Source organism: Mycobacterium sp. SP-6446, from assembly GCF_001954045.1.
Lineage (GTDB): Bacteria > Actinomycetota > Actinomycetes > Mycobacteriales > Mycobacteriaceae > Mycobacterium.
Window position 1 is genome coordinate 1 of sequence record NZ_MBEM01000244.1, and the last position, 9231, is coordinate 9231.

10 protein-coding genes are annotated in these 9231 nt (G+C 67.2%); 5 read left to right on the top strand and 5 right to left on the bottom strand.

The genetic code is table 11. The features are described from left to right. The 4 genes from A5736_RS22025 to A5736_RS22040 all read left to right on the top strand — a co-directional run. Window positions 1-1119: nitrite/sulfite reductase (locus A5736_RS22025; RefSeq protein ID WP_076248548.1), on the top strand; the 1119-nt coding region annotated here is incomplete at its 5' end. After that, a complete protein-coding gene (locus A5736_RS22030; protein ID WP_076248550.1) occupies window positions 1116-1859 on the top strand; it encodes a phosphoadenylyl-sulfate reductase in 744 nt (247 codons plus the stop codon). The genes A5736_RS22025 and A5736_RS22030, both read left to right, overlap by 4 nt. Continuing rightward, complete coding sequence (locus A5736_RS22035; RefSeq protein ID WP_076248552.1) at window positions 1856-2569, top strand: sirohydrochlorin chelatase; 714 nt, start codon at window positions 1856-1858, stop codon at window positions 2567-2569. Before A5736_RS22030 ends, A5736_RS22035 begins: the two co-directional genes overlap by 4 nt. 19 nt (window positions 2570-2588) lie before the next feature. After that, a complete protein-coding gene (locus A5736_RS22040) occupies window positions 2589-4538 on the top strand; it encodes a gamma-glutamyltransferase family protein (protein ID WP_254848433.1) in 1950 nt (649 codons plus the stop codon). A gap of 16 nt (window positions 4539-4554) precedes the next feature. Here A5736_RS22040 and A5736_RS22045 read toward each other — a convergent pair whose 3' ends face one another. The 5 genes from A5736_RS22045 to A5736_RS22065 all read right to left on the bottom strand — a co-directional run bounded on the left by A5736_RS22045 (window position 4555) and on the right by A5736_RS22065 (window position 8907). Further along, complete coding sequence (locus A5736_RS22045; RefSeq protein ID WP_076124451.1) at window positions 4555-5637, bottom strand: sulfate/molybdate ABC transporter ATP-binding protein; 1083 nt, start codon at window positions 5635-5637, stop codon at window positions 4555-4557. Window positions 5638-5650: 13 nt separating this feature from the next. Beyond that, window positions 5651-6469 (bottom strand): sulfate ABC transporter permease subunit CysW, encoded by an 819-nt coding sequence (gene cysW / locus A5736_RS22050; protein WP_076124453.1) that lies wholly within the window; start codon window positions 6467-6469, stop codon window positions 5651-5653. Next, window positions 6466-7350 carry a sulfate ABC transporter permease subunit CysT gene (cysT, locus tag A5736_RS22055; protein ID WP_076248554.1) on the bottom strand — a complete coding sequence of 295 codons (885 nt, stop codon included), beginning with the start codon at window positions 7348-7350 and terminating at the stop codon, window positions 6466-6468. Before cysT ends, cysW begins: the two co-directional genes overlap by 4 nt. Further along, window positions 7347-8393: a sulfate ABC transporter substrate-binding protein gene (locus tag A5736_RS22060; protein ID WP_076124457.1), complete on the bottom strand. Its 1047-nt coding sequence runs from the start codon at window positions 8391-8393 to the stop codon at window positions 7347-7349. Before A5736_RS22060 ends, cysT begins: the two co-directional genes overlap by 4 nt. A gap of 310 nt (window positions 8394-8703) precedes the next feature. After that, window positions 8704-8907, bottom strand: coding sequence for a hypothetical protein (locus tag A5736_RS22065; RefSeq protein ID WP_233148028.1), 204 nt, complete (start codon window positions 8905-8907; stop codon window positions 8704-8706). Between the two features lie 26 nt (window positions 8908-8933). On the opposite strand from A5736_RS22065, the gene A5736_RS27055 reads away from it, so the two are divergent. After that, window positions 8934-9155, top strand: a complete 222-nt coding sequence (locus A5736_RS27055) for an NAD(P)-binding protein (RefSeq protein WP_217695771.1) — start codon at window positions 8934-8936, stop codon at window positions 9153-9155. Window positions 9156-9231: the final 76 nt, after the last annotated feature.

Genomic DNA, 9231 nt, shown 5'->3' on the forward strand with positions numbered 1-9231 from the left:
CCCACCTGGGCGATCGACGAGATCGTGCGCCGCTACATCGGCCAGCCCGACTTCGCCGACCTGCCGCGCAAGTACAAGACCGCCATCTCCGGTCTGCAGGACGTCGCGCACGAGATCAACGACATCGCGTTCATCGGCGTCAACCATCCCGAGCATGGCCCGGGGCTGGACCTGTGGGTCGGCGGCGGGCTGTCCACCAACCCGATGCTGGCCCAGCGGGTCGGGGCCTGGGTCCCGCTGGACGAGGTGCCCGAGGTGTGGGCGGCGGTGACGTCGATATTCCGCGACTACGGCTACCGGCGGCTGCGATCGAAGGCACGCCTGAAGTTCTTGATCAAGGACTGGGGCATCGAAAAGTTCCGCGAAGTTCTCGAAACCGAATACCTCAAGCGTCGCCTGATCGACGGCCCGGCGCCCGAGCCGGTCAAGCATCCGATCGATCACGTCGGGGTGCAGCGGCTCAAGAACGGGCTCAACGCCGTCGGGTTCGCTCCGATCGCCGGCCGGGTGTCCGGCACCATCCTCTCGACGGTGGCCGAGCTGGCCGAGCGGGCCGGGTCCGACCGGATCCGGTTCACCCCCTACCAGAAGCTGGTGGTGCTCGACGTCCCCGACGACAAGCTCGACGATTTGATCGCCGGCGTCGAGGCGCTGGGGCTGCAGTGCAAGCCCTCGCATTGGCGCCGAAACCTAATGGCGTGCACCGGGATCGAATTCTGCAAGTTGTCTTTCGCCGAAACCCGCGGCAAGGCGCAGGGTCTGGTGCCCGAGCTGGAGCGCCGTCTCGAGGACATCAACTCCCAGCTGGACGTGCCGATCACCGTCAACATCAACGGCTGCCCGAACTCGTGCGCGCGAATCCAAGTCGCCGACATCGGGCTCAAGGGCCAGATGGTCGACGACGGCCATGGCGGCTCGGTCGAGGGCTTCCAGGTTCACCTGGGCGGCAGCCTCGGCCTGGACAGCGGATTCGGCCGAAAGCTGCGTCAGCACAAGGTCACCAGCGACGAGGTGAGCGACTACATCGACCGGGTGGTGCGTAATTTCATCAAGCACCGCAACGAAGGTGAACGGTTCGCGCAGTGGGCGATTCGCGCGGAGGAGGCCGATCTGCGATGAGCGATCAATCGACCGTGCCGAGCGAGGCCGCTCTGCGTGAGCTGGCGGAGCGCGGCGCCGCGGCGCTCGAAGGCGCTAGCGCATCCGACCTCCTGCGGTGGACCGACGAGAACTTCGGCGGCATCAACGGACCCCGCGGCTGGGCCACGTGCAACTACGTGGTGGCCTCAAACATGCAGGACGCAGTGCTGGTCGACCTGGCCGCCAAGGTGCGGCCGGGCGTGCCGGTGCTGTTCCTGGACACCGGCTATCACTTCGTCGAAACCATCGGCACCCGCGACGCGATTGAATCCGTATACGACGTCCGGGTTCTCAACGTCACGCCGGAACACAGCGTCGCCGAACAGGACCAACTGCTGGGCAAAGACCTGTTCGCCCGCGATCCCGGTGAGTGCTGCCGGCTGCGTAAGGTCGCCCCGCTGGGCAAAGCGCTGCGCGGTTACTCCGCCTGGGTGACCGGACTTCGTCGCGTGGAGGCGCCGACGCGCGCCAACGCGCCGCTGATCAGCTTCGACGAGGCGTTCAAGCTGGTGAAGATCAACCCGCTGGCGGCGTGGAGCGATCAGGACATGCAGAATTACATCGACGAGCACGACGTGTTGGTCAATCCCCTTGTCTACGAAGGCTATCCGTCGATCGGCTGCGCTCCCTGCACCGCCAAACCCGTTGAGGGCGCCGACCCGCGCAGCGGCCGCTGGCAGGGACTGTCGAAGACCGAATGTGGGTTGCACGCGTCGTGACCACCCTCGTGCTCACGGCACACGGAAGTAGGGATCCGCGGTCGGCTGCCAATGCGTGCGCCGTCGCGGAGCAGGTGGCGCGCCTGCGGCCCGGCCTCGACGTGCGGCTTGCGTTCTGCGAGCTGAATTCCCCCAGCCTGGCCGACGTACTGGCCGACTGTCGCGACGCCGTCGTCACGCCCCTGCTGTTGGCGAACGCCTACCACGCCCGCGTCGACATACCGCGCCAGATCGCCCAGTCGGGTGTGGATGTTGCCCTGGCCGATGTGCTCGGCGAAGATCCACGGCTGATCTCGGTGCTGCGGCAGCGGGTTACCGACGTGGATGTCTCAAGGCACGACGACCGGGCTGGTGTGCTCGTGGCGGCGATAGGGTCGTCCGACGCCATGACCAACGCGCGGACTCGGCGGGTGGCAACCCATCTGCTGGCAGGCACGAGTTGGGCGGGCGCGACAACGGCGTTCGTGACCCGTCCGGAACCGTCGCTGGCCGAGGCCGCCGGCCGGTTACGGCGGCAGGGCGCCCGACGGATCATCATCGCGCCGTGGTTCCTGGCGCCCGGGCGGCTGCCGGACCGCGTGCGAAGTTTCGCCGACTACGCCGGCATGGAGCTGGCGGAACCGTTGGGCGCGCACCGACTGGTGGCCGAGACCGTGCTGGATCGCTTTGATGAAGCCCGCAACGCCCGCGCCGACCTGATTGCGGCCTGACTCCCGTACACTTCGGGTGTTGAACACGCCCTTGCCAATTGGAGCCGCGCTGGCTGCGCTGGTGCTGGCCCTGGCTGGGTGTAGCGGCGGAAACCACGCGGCCGCGCCCAACGCGGCGGGCCCGTGCGAGATCGTGGCCAATGGCACACCCGCGTCCAAGACCCCGTCGGCGCCCGCGGTTTCGGCGCCGTCGTCGCGGAACACCGCGAAGAATCCCGAGATCGCGAGCGGCTACCGCAGCGACATGACCGTCGTGCAGACCGCTCACTACGCGGTCGCCACGGCCAATCCATTAGCGACCCAGGCGGCCTGCCGGGTATTGCGGGACGGGGCGACGGCCGCCGACGCCTTGGTGGTAGCCCAGGCGGTGTTGGGGCTGGTCGAACCGCAGTCCTCGGGCCTCGGCGGCGGCGGATTCGTGCTGTACTACGACGCCCATACCGGCGCGGTGCAGGCCTACGACGGCCGCGAAGTCGCCCCCGCGGCGGCGGGCGAGAACTACCTGCGCTGGATCAGCGACAACGATCAGGTCGCACCCAGGCCCAACGCGCGCGCCTCGGGGCGCTCGATCGGAGTCCCGGGGATCCCGCGGATGCTCGAGCTCGTGCACAACGACCACGGGCACACGCCGTGGCGCGACCTGTTCAACTCCGCAATGGCGTTGGCCGACGGCGGTTTCGACATCAGCCCCCGGTTGGCCGCCGCCATCTCCGACTCGGCGGCGCAGCTGCGCGGCGACGCGCAGGCGCGCGGGTATTTCCTGAATCCCGACGGCGGGCCCAGGGCCGCGGGAACGCGCCTGACGAACCCGGCGTACTCAAAAACGTTGTTCGCCATAGCCTCCGGGGGCGTCGGCGCCTTCTACACCGGCGCCATCGCTCGCGACATCGTCGCGGCGGCCGCCGACACGTCGGAGAACCGCACGCCAAGTGAGATGACGAGCGAGGATTTGGCGGGCTATGTCGCCAAGAAACGCGAACCGCTGTGCACGACGTATCGCAGCCGGCAAGTCTGCGGCATGCCCGCGCCGTCGTCGGGCGGCGTCGCGGTGGCGGCCACGCTCGGAGTCCTCGAGCATCTTCCGATGGCTGACTACCCGCCCAGCCGTGTCGATCTCAACGGCGGCCGCCCGAGTGTGATGGGGGTGCATCTGATTTCCGAAGCCGAGCGGCTGGCCTACGCGGACCGCGACAAATATGTCGCCGACGCCGATTTCGTCGGACCGCCCGGCGGCTCGCTCAGTGCGCTGATCGACCCCGGTTATCTGGCCGGTCGCGCCGCGCTGATCTCAATGCAGCGCACCATGGGGATCGCCAGGCCGGGCGACTTCGGCATGCCCGCCGGTGTGGCGCCACCCGCCCCGGAGCACGGCACCAGCCATGTCAGCATCATCGATTCCTACGGCAACGCGGCCGCGTTCACCACGACCATCGAGGCGTCGTTCGGCTCCTTCCACATGGTCGACGGATTCATCCTCAACAACCAGCTCACCGATTTCGCCGCCGAGCCCCGCACGCCCGACGGAGCGCTGGTGGCCAACCGCGTCCAGCCCGGGAAACGGCCCCGCAGTTCGATGGCTCCGACGCTGGTGTTCGACCCAGCGCCGGGCGGCCGGGGCCCCCTGTATGCGGTGACGGGCTCGCCCGGCGGTTCCACGATCATTCAGTACGTCGTGAAAACCCTTGTGGCAATGCTGGATTGGGGACTCAACCCCCAGCAGGCCGTGTCCCTGGTCGATTTCGGGGCCGAGAACTCCCCATTTACCAACGTCGGCGGCGAGGACCCCGAAATCAACGCCTCGGATAACGGCGATCACGACCCACTGGTGCAGGGCCTGCGGGAACTGGGACATCAGGTCAACCTGGCCGACCAGTCCAGCGGGCTCTCGGCGATCACCCGCAGCTCGTCGAAGTGGAGCGGCGGCGCCGACCCGCGCCGCGATGGTTTGGTGATGGGCGACAACGGATAACGGCCGCCGCCGCCCGCTACGCCGTCGTCAGCGTCGTCTGGTCTTCGTCGGCGTCGCCGACGCCGACGGTGTCGCTGCCGACTATCGGGGGCACCCGGGTGGCGCGCACGTACACGGTGTCGCCGTCCCGCAGGGCCAGTGCCTCGGCGTCACCCCGGGTGATCTGGGCGGTGAACGCGCCGCCGGTGGCCGCGCTGGTCAACTCCACGCGCACCTCGAAACCCAGCGCCACCACCCGGTCGACGACGGCGCGCACGACGCCGATGGACTCGGCGGTACCGTCGCCGCCGGCGATCGCCATGTCCGGTTTGCGACCAACCCGAATGTCGTGCGGCCGGACCAACGCGCCATTCAATGCGGAAACCGCGCCCAGGAAGGACATCACGAACGCGTTCGCCGGAGAGTCGTAAACCTCAGTGGGAGAACCGACTTGCTCGATGCGGCCCTTGTTGAGCACGGCGATCCGATCGGCCACGTCCAGCGCCTCGTGCTGGTCGTGGGTGACCAGCACGGTGGTGACGTGGACTTCGTCATGCAGGCGCCGCAACCAGGCCCGTAGGTCCTCGCGGACCTTGGCGTCCAGGGCGCCGAACGGCTCGTCGAGCAACAGCACTTCCGGATCGACGGCCAGCGCGCGGGCCAGCGCCATGCGCTGTCGTTGACCACCGGACAGCTGGTTGGGATAGCGGGTCTGAAATCCGCTCAGCCCCACCACTTCCAGCAGGTTGTCGACCTTCTCCTTGACCTCGGCCTTGGGCCGCTTGCGAATCCTGAGCCCATAGGCCACGTTGTCGCGAACGGTCATGTGCTTGAACGCCGCATAGTGCTGGAATACGAATCCGATGCCGCGGCGCTGCGGCGGTACTCGCGTCACGTCACGACCGTTGATGGTGACGGTTCCGGTGTCGGGGTGATCGAGGCCGGCGATGGTGCGCAGCAGGGTCGATTTTCCTGACCCGCTGGGGCCCAGCAACGCCGTCAGCGAGCCGGCGGGTACGACGAAATCCACGTCGTCGAGCGCGACAAAATCGCCATAGCGCTTGTTTGCCTCGCGCACGACGATGGCATTTTCGCGCTGGTCGGTCTGGGCGGCTGTCATAAAGTCACCTCGTTCAAACCTCTCTGGTTGCGCGGGCCCGGCGGGCGTCGACAACCACCTGGAAGATCAGCACCACCACGGAAACGGTCATCAGCAGCGTCGACAGCGCGTAGGCGCCGTACTCGGCCCCACGGTTGTAGCGGTCCGAGACCAGCAATGTCAGCGTCTGCGACGTCCCCGGCAGGTTGGACGACACGATGATGACCGCGCCGTATTCCCCGAGCGTACGCGCGACGGTCAGCACGATGCCGTAAGTCAAGCCCCACCGGATGGACGGCAGGGTGATCCGCCAAAACGTTTGCCACCACGTCGAACCCAGTGTTGCGGCGGCTTCCTCCTGGTCGGTTCCCAACTCGTGCAACACCGGTTCGACCTCGCGCACCACGAAAGGCAGGGTGACGAAGACGCTCGCGAGCACGATGCCGGGCAGGCCGAAGATGATCTTGAATCCCAGGTCCCGTTCGACGAAGCCCAGCGCACCGGCCGATCCCCACAACAGGATCAACGCCACGCCCACGATGACGGGCGACACCGCGAACGGCAGATCGATGATCGCCTGCACCACGCCCTTGCCGCGAAACCGGTTGCGCGCGAGCACCAATGCCGTCGGGATACCGAAGACCACGTTCAGCGGCACCACGATGGCCACCACCAGCAGCGACAGGTTCAGCGCCGATATCGCCGCCGGGGTACTGATCCACTCGACGAACCGGCCGAATCCGGGCTGGAAGGTGCGCCACAGGATCACCGCGACCGGAACGATGAGCAGCACGAAGATATATGCCAGCGCGACGTACCGGATCGTGTAGCGAACCCGCGACGAAGATCTCATGCGGACAACTCCTGGCGTTTGGCCGCGCGCGCACCGACGACACGCAGCAGGAGCAGCACCAGAAACGAGAGCGCCAGCAGCACAATGGATATCGCCGCCGCGCCGGTGCGGTCGTCGTTCTCGATCAAGGTGCGGATCCACTGCGACGACACTTCGGTCTTCCCCGGAACGGCACCACCGATCAGCACGACCGAACCGAATTCGCCGATCGCACGCGAGAACGCCAGCCCCGCACCGGATAACAACGCGGGGGTCAGCGACGGCAACACCACCGAAGTGAAAACTTTTGGCCCCGAGGCGCCCAGCGATGCCGCCGCCTCCTCAGTCTCGCGATCGATTTCCAGCAGCACCGGCTGAACCGCACGCACCACGAACGGCAGCGTGACGAAAGCCAGCGCGACGGCCACACCCCACGCGGTGTGCTGCAGATGAAGGCCCACCGGGCTGTTGTTCCCGTACAGGGCCAGCATCACCAGGCTGGCGACGATGGTCGGCAACGCGAACGGCAGATCGATGATCGCGTCGACGAGCCTCTTGCCGACGAAGTCGTCGCGCACCAGCACCCAGGCGATCAACAGACCGAAGACCAGGTTGACGGCCGTGACTCCGGCGGAAATGGTGAGCGTCACCCGGAACGACTCCACCGCGGCGTTCGACGTCACCGCCAGCCAGAACGCGCGCCAACCGCCGCCGGCGGCCTGCCACGCGATGGCGGCCAACGGCAACAACACGATCACCGAAAGCCACACCAGCGCCACACCCACCCGAAACGACGTGGTGCCCGACCCACGGGGGGACCACCCCGGTGGAGCCCATCGCCCGGCGGCGCCGTCGAGTTCCGGCCGCGTCGCCTGGGGGTCCGGTGTGATCGCCGCCGTCATCCGGTGGCCTGCATATAGATCTTGGTGATCCTGCCGGTGTTCTTGTCGAAGAGCTGCGGATCCGCCGTGCCCCAGCCGCCGAGTTCGGCGATCGTCCACAGCTTCGCCGGCGCCGGATACTGGTCGCGGAAGTCGGCGGCGACCGCCGGGTCGACCGGCCGGAACCCCGCCTGCGCCCACAACTTCTGCGCCGCCGCGGTGTACTGGAAGTTCTTGAATGCCCTCGCGGCATCCAGGTGCGGGCTGGTGCTCACCACCGCCACCGGATTCTCGATCTTGAACGTCTGCGGCGGGGTGACATGCTGGACCGGCTTGCCCTGTCGCTCGGTTGCGATGGCCTCGTTCTCGTAACTGATCAACACGTCACCGCTGCCCTGGACGAAGACGTCGGTGGCTTCCCGCCCCGATCCGGGACGCAGTTTGACGTGCCCGCTCACCAATTGCCGCACGAAATCGACTCCGGCATCCGCATTTTGGCCACCGCTGCTCTTCACGGCGTACGGGGCGAGCAGATTCCATTTGGCCGAACCCGAGCTGAGCGGACTGGGCGTGATGACCTCGACACCGGGCCGCAGCAGGTCATCCCAATCCTTGATGTTCTTGGGATTGCCCGCGCGCACCACAAGAGTCACCACCGAGCCGAACGGGATGCCCTTGGTGGCGTCGGTATTCCAGTCTTTGGAAACCTTGCCGGCCTTGACCAAACGACTGATGTCCGGTTCGACCGAGAAGTTCACGACGTCGGCCGGCTTACCGTCGACGACACCGCGCGACTGATCGCCCGAGGCGCCATATGAGGTGATCACCTGCACGCCCTTGCCCTCCTCGGAGGCGTTGAACGCGGGAATCACCTTGCTCCAGCCGGGTTCTGGGGCGGAGTAGGCGACCAGAGTAAGGCTCGTGTGGGCATTCGCCGGGCCGCCGCTACCGACCACGTCGCTAGGGCCGCCCTGACACGCCGCGACGACAGCGGCAACCAGCGCGAGCACCCCGGCATAGCGAACCCGCCGCCGGCGCAGCGCGCCTGCGATGTCGTCGAACATTGATGGCCTTCCAGTGCGGGACTATTGATATCGATCCGTAACTGCGGAAAGGCGCCGAGAATTTCAGTAGGAGCTACGAACTCAGACCAGACCGCGCACGGGTTTGGGAGTCAGCGACAACAGTGCACGAATACATAGCAGTCCAAAACACCGGTCGCTACGTGCATGGCGCGAAGCCTAACAGGAATTCGCGGGGCCGCCACCGGACACCGCATCGGCACCCGGCGTCAGTGCGTCAGCAGCCACGCGACGACCACCAGTACCACGAGCGTGACGAGAATCAACGTCACGTGCGAGCGGGGCATGCGGGCTAACCGGCCGCCCCGTCAGCGTGGCGGGCGCGACGCATCAACCCGATGCCCCTGCCGAGGAGGCCGTCCAGCAAAGTCGCCGTGACGTAGGCCACGACCAGCACGACGGGCATCACCACCATGGCCTGTAACACGAAGGCCAGACCAGAAAGCCACAGCTCGTTGCCGTCCCACCAATTCAGGAACGCGTTCACCGGGCTCACACTATTCGCCCCGGCAGCGGAAACCAATGTGCCAAGGTCGGCGGGTGCCTGCCGCGTCGTCCGAGTCCGGGGCACGATTGATCGTCGGCGGCGGACCGGCTGGCATGATCGTTGGCCCGCTGCCGGCTCGCGCCGGCGTAAAAGTCACCGTGATGGAAAAGCGCGCCAGTGCCGGCGCCGCCGCATTCGCGACAGCGCCGGCACTGCCCTGTCCAGGGATTACCTGCCGGCGCCGGGACCGGCGTTGATGCCGCCACCCGTGTGGCCGCCCGCGCCACCCTGAATCGGACCCAGGTCAACGCCGCCACGGGTGCCGGTGCCGGC

Coding starts and splice junctions, on each gene's coding strand:
- A5736_RS22030 (WP_076248550.1), top strand. CDS start 1,116: ATGAGCGATCAATCGACCGTGCCGAGCGAGGCCGCTCTGCGTGAGCTG.
- A5736_RS22045 (WP_076124451.1), bottom strand. CDS start 5,637: ATGACAGCCGCCCAGACCGACCAGCGCGAAAATGCCATCGTCGTGCGC.
- cysW (WP_076124453.1), bottom strand. CDS start 6,469: ATGAGATCTTCGTCGCGGGTTCGCTACACGATCCGGTACGTCGCGCTG.
- cysT (WP_076248554.1), bottom strand. CDS start 7,350: ATGACGGCGGCGATCACACCGGACCCCCAGGCGACGCGGCCGGAACTC.
- A5736_RS22060 (WP_076124457.1), bottom strand. CDS start 8,393: ATGTTCGACGACATCGCAGGCGCGCTGCGCCGGCGGCGGGTTCGCTAT.
- A5736_RS27055 (WP_217695771.1), top strand. CDS start 8,934: ATGTGCCAAGGTCGGCGGGTGCCTGCCGCGTCGTCCGAGTCCGGGGCA.